The organism is Paenibacillus sp. ALE2 (assembly GCF_054113385.1).
Genome location: NZ_CM134213.1, coordinates 5,590,686 through 5,606,054, shown reverse-complemented (window position 1 = coordinate 5,606,054; position 15,369 = coordinate 5,590,686). Strand labels below are relative to the sequence as shown.

At 45.6% G+C, this 15,369-nt stretch carries 14 protein-coding genes; 11 read left to right on the top strand and 3 right to left on the bottom strand.

Annotated elements, in window-relative coordinates:
• Window positions 1-81: 81 nt before the first annotated feature.
• The 9 genes from ACXHJ1_RS24270 to ACXHJ1_RS24230 all read left to right on the top strand — a co-directional run bounded on the left by ACXHJ1_RS24270 (window position 82) and on the right by ACXHJ1_RS24230 (window position 10,748).
• Entirely contained in the window at window positions 82-1,665 is a 1,584-nt protein-coding gene (locus ACXHJ1_RS24270; protein ID WP_019686771.1) for a S1C family serine protease, read from the top strand.
• Window positions 1,666-1,815: 150 nt separating this feature from the next.
• Window positions 1,816-2,505, top strand: coding sequence for a response regulator transcription factor (locus tag ACXHJ1_RS24265; protein ID WP_016820507.1), 690 nt, complete (start codon window positions 1,816-1,818; stop codon window positions 2,503-2,505).
• A 1-nt stretch (window position 2,506) separates the two neighbouring features.
• The gene (locus tag ACXHJ1_RS24260; protein WP_017426656.1) at window positions 2,507-3,985 is read left to right on the top strand and encodes a sensor histidine kinase; all 1,479 of its coding nucleotides are present in this window, start codon (window positions 2,507-2,509) and stop codon (window positions 3,983-3,985) included.
• Window positions 3,986-4,095: 110 nt separating this feature from the next.
• Window positions 4,096-5,052, top strand: coding sequence for a 4-hydroxy-3-methylbut-2-enyl diphosphate reductase (locus ACXHJ1_RS24255; protein WP_025364457.1), 957 nt, complete (start codon window positions 4,096-4,098; stop codon window positions 5,050-5,052).
• Window positions 5,053-5,318: 266 nt separating this feature from the next.
• A complete protein-coding gene (gene aroF, locus ACXHJ1_RS24250; protein ID WP_017426658.1) occupies window positions 5,319-6,356 on the top strand; it encodes a 3-deoxy-7-phosphoheptulonate synthase in 1,038 nt (345 codons plus the stop codon).
• Between the two features lie 272 nt (window positions 6,357-6,628).
• On the top strand, window positions 6,629-8,053 hold the full coding sequence (gene glnA, locus ACXHJ1_RS24245) for a type I glutamate--ammonia ligase (RefSeq protein ID WP_016820503.1): 1,425 nt from the start codon (window positions 6,629-6,631) through the stop codon (window positions 8,051-8,053).
• Between the two features lie 268 nt (window positions 8,054-8,321).
• A complete protein-coding gene (serC, locus tag ACXHJ1_RS24240) occupies window positions 8,322-9,413 on the top strand; it encodes a 3-phosphoserine/phosphohydroxythreonine transaminase (protein WP_016820502.1) in 1,092 nt (363 codons plus the stop codon).
• 245 nt (window positions 9,414-9,658) lie between these two features.
• Window positions 9,659-10,123 carry a tRNA (uridine(34)/cytosine(34)/5-carboxymethylaminomethyluridine(34)-2'-O)-methyltransferase TrmL gene (trmL, locus tag ACXHJ1_RS24235; RefSeq protein ID WP_017426659.1) on the top strand — a complete coding sequence of 155 codons (465 nt, stop codon included), beginning with the start codon at window positions 9,659-9,661 and terminating at the stop codon, window positions 10,121-10,123.
• Window positions 10,124-10,499: 376 nt separating this feature from the next.
• Window positions 10,500-10,748 (top strand): AbrB/MazE/SpoVT family DNA-binding domain-containing protein, encoded by a 249-nt coding sequence (locus ACXHJ1_RS24230; RefSeq protein WP_014599574.1) that lies wholly within the window; start codon window positions 10,500-10,502, stop codon window positions 10,746-10,748.
• A gap of 99 nt (window positions 10,749-10,847) precedes the next feature.
• Here ACXHJ1_RS24230 and ACXHJ1_RS24225 read toward each other — a convergent pair whose 3' ends face one another.
• Both ACXHJ1_RS24225 and ACXHJ1_RS24220 read right to left on the bottom strand, forming a co-directional pair.
• Complete coding sequence (locus ACXHJ1_RS24225) at window positions 10,848-11,915, bottom strand: phosphodiester glycosidase family protein (RefSeq protein ID WP_016820500.1); 1,068 nt, start codon at window positions 11,913-11,915, stop codon at window positions 10,848-10,850.
• Window positions 11,912-12,319, bottom strand: a complete 408-nt coding sequence (locus ACXHJ1_RS24220) for a hypothetical protein (RefSeq protein ID WP_017426660.1) — start codon at window positions 12,317-12,319, stop codon at window positions 11,912-11,914. The genes ACXHJ1_RS24225 and ACXHJ1_RS24220 overlap by 4 nt, the downstream gene beginning before the upstream one ends.
• A 271-nt stretch (window positions 12,320-12,590) precedes the next feature.
• On the opposite strand from ACXHJ1_RS24220, the gene ACXHJ1_RS24215 reads away from it, so the two are divergent.
• Window positions 12,591-13,247 (top strand): response regulator transcription factor, encoded by a 657-nt coding sequence (locus ACXHJ1_RS24215; protein ID WP_016820498.1) that lies wholly within the window; start codon window positions 12,591-12,593, stop codon window positions 13,245-13,247.
• 49 nt (window positions 13,248-13,296) lie between these two features.
• Window positions 13,297-14,550 carry an aminotransferase-like domain-containing protein gene (locus tag ACXHJ1_RS24210; protein ID WP_016820497.1) on the top strand — a complete coding sequence of 418 codons (1,254 nt, stop codon included), beginning with the start codon at window positions 13,297-13,299 and terminating at the stop codon, window positions 14,548-14,550.
• Window positions 14,551-14,569: 19 nt separating this feature from the next.
• Here the strand turns inward: ACXHJ1_RS24210 and ACXHJ1_RS24205 are convergent, their stop codons facing one another.
• Window positions 14,570-15,328, bottom strand: a complete 759-nt coding sequence (locus ACXHJ1_RS24205; protein WP_457905347.1) for a DUF2161 domain-containing phosphodiesterase — start codon at window positions 15,326-15,328, stop codon at window positions 14,570-14,572.
• Between the last annotated feature and the right edge of the window lie 41 nt (window positions 15,329-15,369).

Here is a 15,369-nt window from a genome sequence, read left to right as displayed (position 1 = left end):
GTGGAATTAAGGTTTAAAGTGCAAAATAAAGTCAGCTAAACAACACCACCTTGAAGCATAGGGTTTGGGAGGAGATATACAATGGACGAATTTAAAAATAATAATTCCGGGCGCCGGAACGACAATGATCAGGTTGATAACGATAAAACAACTCGGCCAAACGATTCAAATGGTTCCTCATATTACTATTCCTATGGCCCTTTCTCCTCAGTGCAGTCGGACGGACAACGCAGGGAAGGGCAGTCGGTGGAGGACGTTGAGATTACGCCACCGCAGGCAGTGAGACCGCTTCCTTCCTCTTATCAACGTGCTATGCCTGAGCAACAGGATGGTTCTGGTCGGAATAGCGGCAACTGGCAATTTAAACCGAATAAGCCCAAATCGCAGGTAAAAACGATTTTGTTATCTTTTTTAGCCGGAATGCTGGTCATTACGGTATTGATGTATACAGCTGACCGAACCAATATGTTCACACCGGAGACAGCGTTGACTTCGGCGGCAGCTGAAAGCGGAGAAACGACGAATTCGGGAACCACTAACTCGTCTCCAAGCGCAGTTCCGGCTGTGATGCCTTCAGGTACGGCTGATGTTCAATCTGTTGTAGCCAAGGCTGGCCCGGCAGTCGTCAAAATTGAAACACTTGCCAAGCAATCTAGTGCTGGAAGCGGCAGACAAAGCAGCCCTTATTACAATGACCCGCTGTATCAATACTTTTTCGGTAACCAGTATGGGGATAGTGGCAGCAGCGGCAATAGTAATGAAAATGAAGGCAGCAACAGTGGACAGCTGACTCCGCTGGGTATTGGTTCCGGTTTTATTTTTGATAAATCGGGTTACGTCCTGACTAACAACCATGTTGTGGAAGGCGCGAGTGTGGTACAGGTTACAGTAGAGGGAACCAACAAGCCTTACGAAGCCAAAGTTTTGGGCAAAAATGCAGATCTAGATTTGGCAGTTCTTAAAATTGAAGGCAAAAATAACTTCCCGACCGTAACCTTGGGAGACTCCGATAACGCTAAAGTCGGCGAGTGGATGGTTGCAATCGGTAACCCAGAAGGCTTTGAGCATTCGGTAACAGCCGGTGTGCTAAGTGCGAAAGAACGTACCATCACCATTAATAGTGAGTCAACTGGAAAACCGACACAATACAAGCATCTCATTCAAACGGATGCCTCCATTAATCCTGGTAACTCTGGCGGACCGTTGTTAAATCTGCAAGGGCAGGTTATCGGTATGAACGTAGCTGTTAGTGCAGATGCACAGGGGATCGGGTTTGCAATTCCGTCCAATACGATTTTGGAAGTCGTCGATAAGCTGAAAAATAACCAGCCTATTCCGAAAGAACCTGTACCTTTCATTGGTGCAAGTCTGTTGAACTTGAGCCCTGAAGTAGCCAAGGAATTGGGTACATCTCTGACCGAAGGCTCGGTTGTTCGGGATATTATATACAAATCACCAGCATATCAGGCCGATCTACGTCCTTATGATGTAATTATCGGAGCTAATGGCACGCCTTATAGCACATCACAGGAGTTAATTCAATTCATCCAAAAACAAAAAGTGGGTACAGCACTTACGCTTAACATCGAACGAGCCGGGCAGAAAAAAGATATTCAGCTAAAAATAGGAAATAAAAATGACTTTAGCTCGACTCTTCAGCAGTAAGAGAATAACTCTAAAATTGAACATGAACGTAAGAAACGGAAGGAAAACGACCCTTCCGTTTCTTGCTGCATGGGGTGGCAAGATGCTACACGCGTTTACTCCTGCTACAATAGAGGGAAAAGAAGAAGAGATAAAGGAGTTTGATCGTGTATGCGTTCTACTATTCTGATTATTGATGATGATGAAAAAATTGTATCCATGCTGCGCAGAGGGCTGGCTTTTGAAGGATATGAAGTGCTGACAGCCGCCAATGGAGCAGAGGGATTAAATAAAATGCTAACAGCTGAGCCTGATTTGGTCGTGCTCGATGTAATGATGCCGCAGGTCGATGGTTTTGAGGTTTGCCGTCGTATGCGGGAGGGAGGAAGCACGGTACCTGTCCTGATGCTTACAGCTAAGGATGAGGTGGAGAACCGGGTGAAGGGTCTGGACCTGGGGGCTGATGATTATCTCGTGAAGCCGTTTGCTCTGGAGGAGCTGCTGGCACGCGTACGAGCGCTTTTGCGGCGTAAAACTGAACAGCAGGACAATAATGGGAATCGGCTTACCTTCGAGGATTTACAACTGGATAACGAATCACGTGAAGTAGTTCGTGGTGGCAAACGCTTGGAACTGACGGCCAAAGAATTTGAACTACTCCATCTGTTCATGCAAAACCCAAAACGCGTTCTGTCGCGTGATCTGATTATGGATAAAATTTGGGGCTATGACTATAGCGGAGAATCAAATGTGCTGGAAGTATATATTGCCATGTTGCGACAAAAAACGGAGCAGGATGGTGGCAAACGGCTTATTCGTACCATTCGGGGAGCTGGCTATATTTTAAGAGGTGATGTGTAATATGTCTATTCGGTGGCGGCTGACAGCTTGGTATTCGAGCATCTTGGCTATAGTGCTTGTCATTTTTGGTCTGGCTATTTACGGACTAGTATATTACTACACATATAATGAAGTGAAAAGTCAGCTTATGACTCAGGCGCCACAGATTAACAAGCAATTACGCCTTATTATAAAAGGGGGATTGTTTGAGGTCCCTAATCTGGATTTGGGATTGGAGCAGGGGCGTGGAATAGATGACTCACAGCTCTATGTTCAAATTTACAATTATACGTCCGGTGTAACCAAAACGACCCAAAATATGAAAGACCTCAGTATCACCTTCCCTGTTCCGTCTACAGCGGCAGGAGCAGTTCAAAATGAAGGAATTCGGCGTGTGAACGTAAATGGTGATTCCTTTATGATTATTCAACAGCCGATCAAATCCGAGGAGTTGGGCTTGGTGGTCGGGCTGCTACAGGTAGGGCAATTCACGGGCTCTCAGGACCGACTTATGAACAGGTTACAAAATGTGCTTGTGTACGGTTCACTATTTGCCTTACTCGCTGCTGCGACCTCTGGTCTCTTCCTGGCTCGTAAATCTATGAAGCCGCTGGTTAAGGTCATTGAGGGGGCCAATCAGATTCAATCGAGTAATGATTTGAGTGTTCGGATTGAATATGACGGACCACCAGATGAAATTGGACAATTGATCGGGACGGTTAACAACATGCTGGGGCGTACAGAAGTGTTCTACAAGGAACTTGAAGATGCATATGGTGCGCAGCGCCGGTTTGTGGCCGATGCTTCCCATGAACTGCGCACACCCTTGACGACGATTCGTGGCAACGTTGATTTTCTGCTCAAAATGTGGACTACCGAACCGGGCGAGCGACCGAATATGGATGAAGCCATGATTCGCGAGCTTTCCATGGAGGCGCTGAATGACATGGCGGATGAAGGCAAGCGAATGAGTCGCTTGGTGAGCGATATGTTGTCACTTGCAAGAGCGGACACGGGGAAAACATTCGATAAGATGCCTGTTGCGCTGGAGCCGCTCGTAAACGAGGTTGCTCGTCGTGCTCAGTTTTTGGAGCGAACGGCCGAATGGAATGTGGGCGACTTTTCGTTGTTGAATGGTATTTATATGGACGGAAGCAAAGATTATTTGCAGCAAATGCTATTCATTTTCATTGATAATGCTTTTAAATATACGCCTGAAGGCACAGTCCGATTTGATGCGATTGTTTATCAGGGACAGGTAGGGCTACGGATCAGTGATACAGGTATTGGTATGGACAAAAGTGAGGTTCCCTTTATTTTTGACCGGTTTTACCGGGCAGATGAGTCACGCGGCGTGACAGAGGGAATTGGCTTGGGATTATCTATTGCCAAGTGGATTATTGATGAACATCAGGGGTCTGTGGAAGTGGTTACGCGCCAAGGAGAAGGAACGACCTTTGTCATTTGGCTTCCAGTCAGCTTTTCCGCGCCTTTGGAATAGGCTATAATAGGAGGGGAACTACATCATAGATTGGCCGGTAGAGGCATAAAAGCCCACAGCTGTCCAGTTATTGGGGCTGTATACTGTGTCGAAGAAAGTGGGGGCTATTTTTGGAGGTACTCAGAATTTCGCCCCGGGGTTACTGCTACGGCGTAGTCGATGCCATGGTATTGGCTCGTCAGGCAGCCAGAAATTTGGACTTACCCCGGCCTATTTATATACTAGGCATGATTGTTCATAACAGTCATGTCACCAATTCCTTCGAAGACGAAGGAATCATTACATTGGACGGACCGAACCGCATGGAGATTTTAAGCCAGGTAGAGAGTGGTACTGTCATTTTCACTGCTCATGGCGTATCACCAGAGGTTCGCAAGCTGGCACGAGACAAGGGATTGACTACGGTTGACGCAACCTGCCCTGACGTGACGAAGACACATGATCTGATTCGGGAGAAGTCTGCCGAAGGCTATCAGATTATTTATATTGGCAAAAAGAATCATCCAGAGCCAGAGGGAGCTATCGGTATTGCTCCTGACCATGTTCATCTGATTGAAAAGGAAGAAGAGATTGACAGTCTTACACTGTCAGCAGGCAAAATCCTGATTACGAATCAGACGACCATGAGTCAATGGGACATCAAGCACATAATGAAAAAGCTTCTAGAAAAGTACCCAGGTGCCGAGATACACAATGAAATCTGTTTGGCGACACAGGTACGTCAGGAAGCGGTAGCTGAGCAGGCAGGACAGGCGGATCTGGTAATCGTGGTCGGTGACCCGCGAAGCAACAATTCCAACCGATTGGCTCAGGTGTCAGAGGAAATAGCTGGTACTACGGCTTATCGTATTTCTGATATAACCGAGCTGAAGAGGGAGTGGCTTGAGGGTGTAGCCAAAGTAGCTGTGACCTCCGGGGCTTCAACACCTACGCTGATTACCAAAGAGGTCATTACGTATTTGGAACAGTATGAAGCGGATAACCCGGAAACATGGGAGATTCAGCGAACCATTGATATGAAAAAACTGCTGCCTCCTGTACGAGAAAAGTCAAAAACGACGAAATAGTATGTCATTGATTACAGCCGTTATTCGGATACAAACATCCGGGTAGCGGCTTTTTTCAAATTGTTTAAGTACCGATATTATTCAATTAGATCAGCTTCACTAAGTCAAAAAATAGAACTATTCGGGATAATTAAGCCTTGACGAGGCAAGTTAAAACAGGTATAGTTGCTTTAACGAATAAAAGCTTAAAAGCGAACAAGCGTCTAAGTGTCATAACATTATTCTATGTGGATAATAAAATATGGTTTATAGAGAGGAAGAAAAAAATGATCGTTATCGCTGGTGTTCAAACACCTGAAGAACATATTCAAGCTATTGTTGAAGTGATTGAAAAAGAAGGATTGCAGGCTCATGTATCCCGAGGATCGGATCGTACGATTATCGGACTGATTGGTAGCGTAGAGCCGAAGCTGGCAGAACATCTACGCCAAATGAAGGGTGTAGAAAATGTAGTTAAAATTTCGAAGTCCTACAAATTGGCCAGCCGTGATTTTCATCCGGAAAATACGGTGATCTCCATCAAAGGTGTAAATATCGGCGGCGGCGAGCTTGTCGTTATGGGGGGACCATGTGCTGTTGAGTCTGCTGCACAGATCGATGAAATTGCCGGATTGGTCAAAGCTGCAGGCGCGCAAGTCCTTCGTGGAGGTGCCTTTAAGCCGCGTACAGGGCCATACAGCTTCCAAGGAACGGGTGTAGAAGGTTTAATCATGATGGCTGAGGCGGGGCAGAAGCACGATCTCTTGACCATCACAGAGGTCATGACACCTGAATACGTAGACATCTGCGCGGAATACGCCGATATTCTGCAAGTAGGTACACGTAATATGCAAAACTTTGATTTGCTGCGCAAGCTGGGTACTTGCGGCAAGCCAGTATTGCTCAAGCGAGGTTTCAGCTCGACTTATGACGAGTTTTTGAATGCTGCCGAGTACATCTTGGCAGGCGGCAACCCGAACGTTATGTTATGTGAGCGCGGTATCCGTACATTCGAAACCTACACTAGAAATACGCTCGACTTGTCCGCGATCCCTGTTTTGCAACAGTTGAGCCATTTGCCGGTCATTTCCGATCCTAGCCATGGCACAGGTAGACGTGAACTGGTTGTTCCTATGACGAAGGCTTCGGTAGCAGCGGGAGCGGATGGTTTAATTATTGAAATGCATACAGACCCTGACAACTCGATGACGGGTGATGGTGTACAGTCCCTATTCCCGGATCAATTTGCAGATTTACTAAAAGATTTGGAACTGTTGGCTCCTGCAATTGGAAAAACATTCCATACACCTAGTGCTGTATCTTAAAACTAATTATTAACATTAATGCATAAAAGTTTTGCCGGAATGCAGTGAATAAGAGTAAAATCACCTAAAAGCCCGATGTTTCGGGCTTTTTGTATTGTTCAAATGTTATCAAGGGCGTAAGCATATCTAACATTAGTTTAAAAAATACCTTACATAGCTATTGACCCGTGTCATGTTTGAGATTTATAATGACGACAGAAAAAAACATTCGATCATGAACATTTCAGGGTTGTATAAGACTTAATGTTCGGAAAAATTGGGAGGAAGAAGACATGTCCGTTGAAAACGTATTGAAAACAATTCAGGAAAATAATATTGAGTGGGTAGATTTTCGTTTTGTAGATTTGTCTGGTCGTGCTCACCATATTTCATTGCCAGCTTCCGAAGTAGATGAAGAAACATTTGTTAACGGTGTTGCTTTCGACGGTTCTTCCATTCCCGGCTATCGTGGCATTGAGGAATCCGACATGGTTATGCTGCCCGATCCAGAAGCGGTTTTTATCGACCCTTTCACTCAGCATCCTACACTGAATATCCTGTGTGATATTGCTACGCCAGACGGCGAAAAATATGACCGTGATCCTCGTGGTATTGCCAAAAAAGCTGAGGAATTTCTGCAATCCGCAGGAGTGGGTACAGCGGCATTCTTTGCACCTGAATCTGAATTTTTCATCTTTGATGATGTTCGCTACGAAAGTGGCATGAACAGCTCCTCCTTCTTCGTAGATTCCGAGGAAGCAGCTTGGAACACGAACCGTAAGGAAGAAGGCGGCAACCTGGCCTTTAAAGTGGGTGTGAAGGGCGGCTATGTACCGGTAGCACCAGTAGACACCCAGCAAGACATTCGTAGTGAAATGTGCCGTTTGCTTGAAGAAGCAGGTCTGAGAATTGAGCGCCATCACCATGAGGTGGCTACGGCAGGCCAAGCGGAAATCAACTTCCGTTTTGATACACTCAAGAAAACAGCAGACAACCTGCTCGTTTATAAATACATTGTACACAACACAGCGCGTCAATATGGTAAAGTGGCAACATTCATGCCGAAACCGATTTTCGGGGACAACGGAAGCGGTATGCACGTTCACCAATCTATTTTCGATGGCGACACTCCTTTGTTCTACGAAAAAGGTGGTTATGCTAATCTGAGCGAAATGGCTCTTCATTACATTGGCGGTATTCTGTACCATGCACCTGCGTTGATCGCTTTGACCAACCCAAGCACCAACTCGTTCAAACGTCTCGTTCCTGGCTACGAAGCGCCGGTTAACCTGGTATTCTCCAAAGGTAACCGTTCTGCGGCTGTACGTATTCCAGTAGCGGCTGTAACGCCTAAAGGCTGTCGAATCGAGTTCCGTACACCAGACTCCACAGCTAACCCATACCTTGCTTTCTCAGCAATGCTGATGGCGGGTCTGGATGGCATCAAGCGCAAACTGAACCCAGTCGAATTGGGCTATGGTCCACTCGACACTAACATCTATGAGCTGTCTGACGCTGAAAAAGGCAAAATCCGCAGTGTACCTGGTACACTAGATGAAGCTCTGGACGCTCTGGAAGCCGATTACGAATTCCTGACTGAAGGCGGCGTATTTACGAAGGACTTTATCGATAACTATGTAGAGTTCAAACGTTCTGAAGCTAAATCAGTGAACATCCGTGTTCATCCACATGAATACAGCTTGTATTTTGACTGCTAATACTACATTGATAGCATAGCAGATTTGAATAACACTCATTAGCCTGCGGGGAATAGTTGTTGTTCAAGATAGGTCTCCGGTCTTATGCCGGAGACCTTTTCCCATTATGATAAATACTACAAAATGAAGATGTTAAATATATTAACATTCACAGCTTTGTCACATCATAAAGGAAATCGGAAACATTTTTATACAAGTCTTGAACGCATTTATGAATACTGCTATCATAGCGATAATATCCACACCAGAGTAGAGAAGGGATGGGAAATTGTTGAGTAAGAGAGCCTACAATTTTAATGCAGGACCAGCGGCATTGCCGCTCAAAGTACTGGAACGTGTACAAGCTGAATTCGTAGATTTCCAGGGGACAGGGATGTCCATCATGGAAATGTCTCACCGTGGAGCCGTGTATGAATCTGTCCATAATGAAGCGCAGGAACGTCTGCTATCTCTGCTGGGCAATCCACAAGGCTACAAGGTGTTGTTCTTGCAAGGGGGCGCAAGCACGCAGTTTGCCATGCTGCCTTTAAATTTCTTAGGCGAAGGACAGATCGGAAGCTATGTAATGACAGGCAGCTGGTCGGACAAGGCATATAAAGAAGCTAAGCTATTGGGCAAGGCTCACATTGCCGCCTCCTCCGCTGATGAGAAATTCATGCGTCTTCCGAATGTGGATTCCTTGGACTTGCCTGAGAATACTGCATATGTGCATATGACGTCCAATGAGACGATTGAAGGTACACAATTTAAGCAATTCCCGGATACGGGTTCCGTACCGCTGATTGTGGACATGTCCAGTGATATTTTTTGCAAGCCTTTTGATGTTACTCAATTTGGATTGATTTATGCTGGTGCGCAAAAAAATCTGGGACCTTCTGGTGTAACGGTCGTGGTTGCCCGTGAAGAGCTACTGGCTTCCTCACCAGGCAATATTCCTACGATGCTGCGTTACAGTACTTATGAAAAGAATAACTCTCTCTACAATACTCCCCCGTCCTTTGCCATATACATGGTGAATGAAGTGCTCAAATGGATCCAGGAGGAAGGCGGTTTAGAAGGCATCGAGCGTGTGAATCAGCAGAAAGCTGATCTGCTATACGACCGTATTGACAGAAGCGAAGGCTTCTATCGTGGTTGTGTGGACAGCGCTGATCGTTCTATTATGAACGTAACCTTCCGCCTTGCGAATGAGGATCTGGAAAAACAATTTATTAAAGAATCCGAACAAGCGGGTTTCATCGGATTGAAGGGGCATCGCAGTGTAGGAGGGCTTCGCGCCTCAATCTACAATGCGGTTCCACTGGAGAACTGTCAAGCATTAGCCGAGTTTATGGATGGATTTAAGCAACGTAACAGTTGATTATACAGACATATATTTCGATACACGATATTTGATATCGAAAAAGTAAAAATAAAGCCTTCCCTGAATGTGTATAGGGGAAGGCTTTTAGTGGTGTAGGGAAATTGATATTTTTTTGTCGTTTGATGTCTATATCCCTCTGATTTTGTTAAAATGAAGAAAGTGTATGTTTTCAGTATACACATTTTAGTTAGACTTTAGGTTATTTGTCTAATGAATTTAATAATGAAAGGAACGAAAAACTGATGCCATTACATATTGTGCTTGTCGAGCCGGAAATTCCAGCTAACACAGGGAATATTGCCAGAACGTGTGCAGCAACCGGAACTCATCTGCATCTGGTTAAGCCCCTGGGCTTCCGTACCGATGATGCTACGTTAAAACGGGCTGGGCTTGATTATTGGTATGCTGTTCATATTGAGTATCACGATTCTTTTGCTGAAGTACAAGAGAAATATCAAGAAGGTCGCTTTTTTTATGCGACGACAAAGGCAAAACAGCAGTATAGTGATATTGAATTTCAGGATGGAGACTTTTTGGTGTTTGGTAAAGAAACGAAAGGTTTGCCTCCTGAACTGTTAGCTGCTAATCCTGATACATGTATCAAGATGCCTATGTCAGATAAAGTAAGATCTCTAAACTTGTCGAATTCCGCTGCGATTATCGTATATGAAGCGCTGAGACAATTGGATTTTCCAGGTTTATCGTAAAGAACATCAATCGATCAAGTATAAATGCGAATAAAGAACCAGGACCTTAGTTGCTGGTAAAAGTTGCACTATTATTGCTCGAAAGTACATGACAGTAGAGCTTAAATAAAGGATATATGGTCATAAATTTGCGGAAATTCTCTGTGAAGGCTAATGATAATTGGCTTTCCGGTCGATAAAAATATTATAGACATTCTGTACCATACTTTGATATGGTTCATGATTTTATGAAAAAATGTAATAAAATTTCCTGTGATCAGCAGGATTCGACAAAAAGACAGCGAATACTACATAAAGAATAGTGTCTTTGTACCTAGTTTTTCGCCTGGAAAGAAAATTGCAAGCTAATACTCAATAGGAGAGGTGTACGATCACGATGAAACCTGCCGGTGTGGTACGTAAAGTTGATCAGTTGGGGAGAATAGTTCTGCCTAAGTCATTGCGTAAAAGATATCAAATGAATGAGGGAGATCCTGTCGAAATTTTGGTTCAGGGCGACCATATTATTTTGGAGCGTTATCGTCCAAAATGTGTATTCTGCGGCTCAATAGAACAAGTGAACGATTTCAAAGAACGTTATATTTGTGCTCAATGCCTGACAGAAATGACACAGTACTCCTCCTAAATGAGGCAAAAGCATCACGACATTCGTTCGTGATGCTTTTTTTCGGATAGAGCTATGCCTGAACAGCATATATTTAATTGGATAGTAAACTACACCTAACTATTTATAGAACAAAAAATGAGTAGGGACTGGACGCAAATTACCATCTGACGGTTTGTTTACGATTCGGCCGTTTAGTATAAGGGACGATGAACCGCCGCCGTCCAAATTATAAGCATCTTGAACTCCCAGATTGAACATCTTCCCTTGGAGTTCTTCGAGCGTTGCACCTGAACCCCCGCTTTCATTGTAGCCGTCTACGACAATAATGAGCAACTGATCATCTTTATAGTTGCCAATGACTGTACGTGGAGCCCGCTTGGGAGAGACTTTCCATTTGTCAGGAATAGGCACTTTTTGTCCCCTTTGCAACAGAACGGGAACAAAGGTAGCTCCAAAGGCAGGTTTTAAGCTGTCAAGAGCACTTTGATTGTAAAATTTGCCCCCAATAAGCTTGCCGTCGTTACTCAATCCGACGAATGACAAGTCCTTGAAACTCGACTGAAAGCCAGTAAGATAGCGGCCGTTCAAGACAGTAGTGCTTAATGGATAGCGTTTGCCATCTCCATCGGCAAAGCCGCCTGCGTTGATGCCTGCAATGGCTCCGTGTCTCAAGACTGCACGCATGGTCGTTTCTGAGCCACCCAATTTGTCATTTCCCAAAGACATTTTCATTGCCGTAGGATCTTTAAGTTTGACTTTCATAGCGTATCCGTGATAAATTCCCGGGTTTACTTTAAACAATTCAATGGTAATCCGGTTGCTATCTACCTGGTAGTAGGGAACCCCCAGTTTGGCAGTGATGCGCCGATTATAGATAACCGCGGGTCGCTTGGACTGCGCAGAGGCAGTCACGACAAGCTGATTCATCGTTTGGGTCGTTTGTTTGTAGAGCTCAGACGTCCGGCGAATCGTAGATAAGGTATACGTTGCTGTTTGCTTGGCTTCATCAAGCTGCTTGCCTACTGATTGCGTTTGTAAAGTAATTTCGGCTTTTTGCAGACTCGGAGATGTAGATTCAGGAAAGCTCAAAGGGGGATGCACTAACAAAATACACCCTAACAAACCGATAAAAGGAGCAAGGGCCAACATAAAGAACCGGTTTACTAGCTTTGCATCTACATTCATTTTAGCAAGTCCATTTTTTTCTGAAGTGTATTGAGCTGCTGCTTGACTTCATTTAATTGAGTATACAGTTTATTGCTATTATCGGTCTTGTTATTGGCATTATCCTTTGTAAAGGTCAGTAGTTCGTTGAAGGACTGAACCTTGCCCTGCAATCCGCTAACTTCCTTGGAAAGTGCAGTCAATTGCTTTTCATAGTCAGATTTGAGTACTTGAATTTGTTGGTCTGTATGGGTTTGCATTTCGTTTAGCATTTGCTGCTTTAAGTGATTGCTATACAAATAGGTTGCGAGAGCACCTAGTATAATAAGAATGAACCAAAATAGCAGAAAAGTCTTTACGGGCAACCCCTTTCTTGAATTGCTCCGCCGGGCTTCGGCAGGAGGACGTTCAGGTGAAGCTTGCATGTGATTTTCAACTCCCGTGTAAATTCAAATTTCCAGTCTTTATTTGCAGTACCAATTCTATCATGGGCCTATTTATTTCGCAAAAGCGAAATAGTCATATAAAAATATTGGAAAAAGAGATTGCATCGGAAGGAAGTCCTAGGATACAATTTCCTTAAATCGTTTTCGCTTTCTATACGTTCACATTTACGCAATTTCTACATAAGCACTCTCTAGTTTTGTGATTACTTTCGCTAAATATGTATTTTTTTGTAAATCAGGAGGTTTAGATATGAGAAAAGTATGGCAGGTGGTCATCATAGATATCCATCCTACAAGTATGCTGGGAACAAAGCTTATTTTGGAAGACCAGCAGGATTTGCTTGTTAGAGGGATGTCTTCCTCCGGCACAGAAGGCCTGGAGCTGGTTTGCTCCATTCGCCCGGAAATTATTTTAATGGACTATAGGTTGCCTGAGGGAACGGCGGAACCGTTTTTGACACAAATGCGGGTCTTGTCTCCGGACAGCCATATTGTTATTATGACGGATGAGGACAATATTACGTTGTTCCAGCAGTTAATCTCGCTTGGCGCAAATGGAATGCTATCCAAGCAGGCATCACCGAGCCAGTTAATTCACCTGATCAACGGTTTGCGCGAAGGATTTGCTTCATTACCAATGGATTGGATTCGTTGTGGAAACTGGCCATTTATGCCGTTAATGGCTTCTGAGCCTTTTGACGAATTGACGCAAACCGAAGTTTTTATTATGGAACGTATTGTACAAGGAATTACATATGACAAAATTGCTATCGAGATCGAAGTTAGCCGGCGCTCCATTGATAATTATTTACGTAAAATTTATGCGAAATTAGGTGTGTCCAGCCGGGCGCAGGCGATTGAACGTTATGCCTTATATGCGCGTCAGATGAAGCAGTTATATGCTTGACGTGTCAGCCCGGAGATCATGACTATTTTTCAGGAGAAGGAGGATGTTCATGCAATATTCCTTTGCTTCACGAACGGCTGCGATGTTGGCTTCTCCAGTGCGTCATATCCGGGAAAATGCGAGAAGACATTCCTTTATATCTTTGGCTGAAGAATTGCCTGCACAAGAGCTGTTTCCGGTGAAACTGTTGGAAGAAGCAGCTCATGATGTGTTTGGCTCCGGCCCTGACGCCCTCCAGTATGGTGAACCGGAGGGCTATTTTCCGTTGCGGGCATGGCTTGCGGGAGAGTGGGAGCAGCGTAAAGGAGTAAGAGTACCGCCAGGTCAAATTCTTCTCACCACAGGCAGCCAGCAGGCCATTGACTTGATCGTAAGGCTGATGGTGGATGAACGTGATCCGGTATTGGTCGAGAACCCGACATCCCCTGGATGTTTACAGGTACTATCTATGCAAGGGGCGCAGGTCGTTCCTGTAGAATCGGATGGGGAGGGCGTTATTCCCGATAAGCTTGAAGCTTTAATGATCCGTTATCGCCCCAAGCTTTTTTTTGCTACGCCAACGTTTACGAATCCGACAGGCGCCTTATGGAGCGCGGCTAGACGGCAGGAAATTTTGGACCTCTGTAGGCGTCATGAGGTGTTGGTCGTTGAGGACGATTCTTACGGTGAATTGCATTTTAAGCAAAAACACGAAACCCATGATAAGAGTCCACATGCCCAGAGCCGAAAGTTTGCAGAGGCTTACCCCTCACTATTCGCACTGGATCATGCGGGTCAGGGCGGTCAAGTGCTATATATCGGTTCATTTAATAAAACAGTTGCCCCTGCACTGCGAACTGGCTGGGCGGCTGGTCCTGCGCCGCTGATCGAAGGGATGTACGCCTTGAAGCAGCTGGCTGACGTGCAATCCAGTACGATGAACCAACGGCTGCTGTTCCAATTGCTGACCAATTCGCGTTTTCAATGGCATGAGCACTTGGCAATGTTGAACAAGGAATATTCAACTCGGCTCCAATTACTCTTAGAGCTGCTGAAGCGTCCGTTTTGGAAAGACGTGACGTATCATATTCCATCTGGTGGAATGTATGTTTGGGTGAAATTGCCCGCTGGGCTGGACAGCGCCTTGCTGCTCAAAGCGGCGCTACCCAAGGGCGTAGCCTTTATGCCAGGTGCGTTGTGTGCGGTTGGCGATGAAGGTGCGGCCCATATTCGCCTTAACTTTAGCCACCCGGGCCGAGAACAACTGCTTATGGGTATGAATTTAATCGGTGAGACGATCGGTGAATTTACTGCGCGAAGCTAGTAATAATCACTATCCGGGGTCAGTCATCCTCTGCCGTCATTCCAGGCGCCGCTTCAATGCCCTGTTGCTGCAGTACTTCTGCATACTCGCTCAGAGCGGCTTCACCGAACGGAGTCAGCCGATAACGCCCGCGGGCTACACGTTCAAACCAACCGTAGTAGTTGCGCTGGAGTACGGCAGCAGCGTCGCTGACGGCTGCTGTGCGGGCGAGCTGCGCCGGGGCGGCTTCCCCCAAACCCTGTAAAGCAGCGGCTACGCGCAGCGCTTTTTCCCGGTAGGCGGTGACCAGCTTGCGCCGGGTGCTCCCGCCGACATTGTGGTCACCGCTGCGTGCGTGAAATTCCCGCAGCAGCTTTTCCTTGCGCGAGCCGCGGCGAACGGTAGTCGTTTTGTAAACATCATCACTAGATGCGACGGGCTTACACAGCACCTCAACGAGCGGAGGCTTTGTTTTAAAATGCGTGACGGTGAGCAAGCCAAGCCCCAACTGGCGGCACAGTCCGACCAGCTCATTCCAGCGTTGATTCACCGCCCCTTTTTTGGCACGATTCCGTTCTACGGCCACATATACATTGCTGCTTAGCTTCAAGCGCTGCATGCCTTGCAGTACCAGCGCCAGGTTAAACGTCTTTTTTATCTCCACAATTAGAGGCGCTTGCTTCCCTGGCTTGATCCCCATCAAATCGCAGTTGCGCACTTCTCCTTTGACTTCATATCCCAAATTTTCAAAAAAGGCTTTGACCGGAGCGTACAGCTCCGTCTCATGCCGAACCGCCATGGATTCTCCCGCTCCTTTATCCCATTATTCCGAGTTTATAT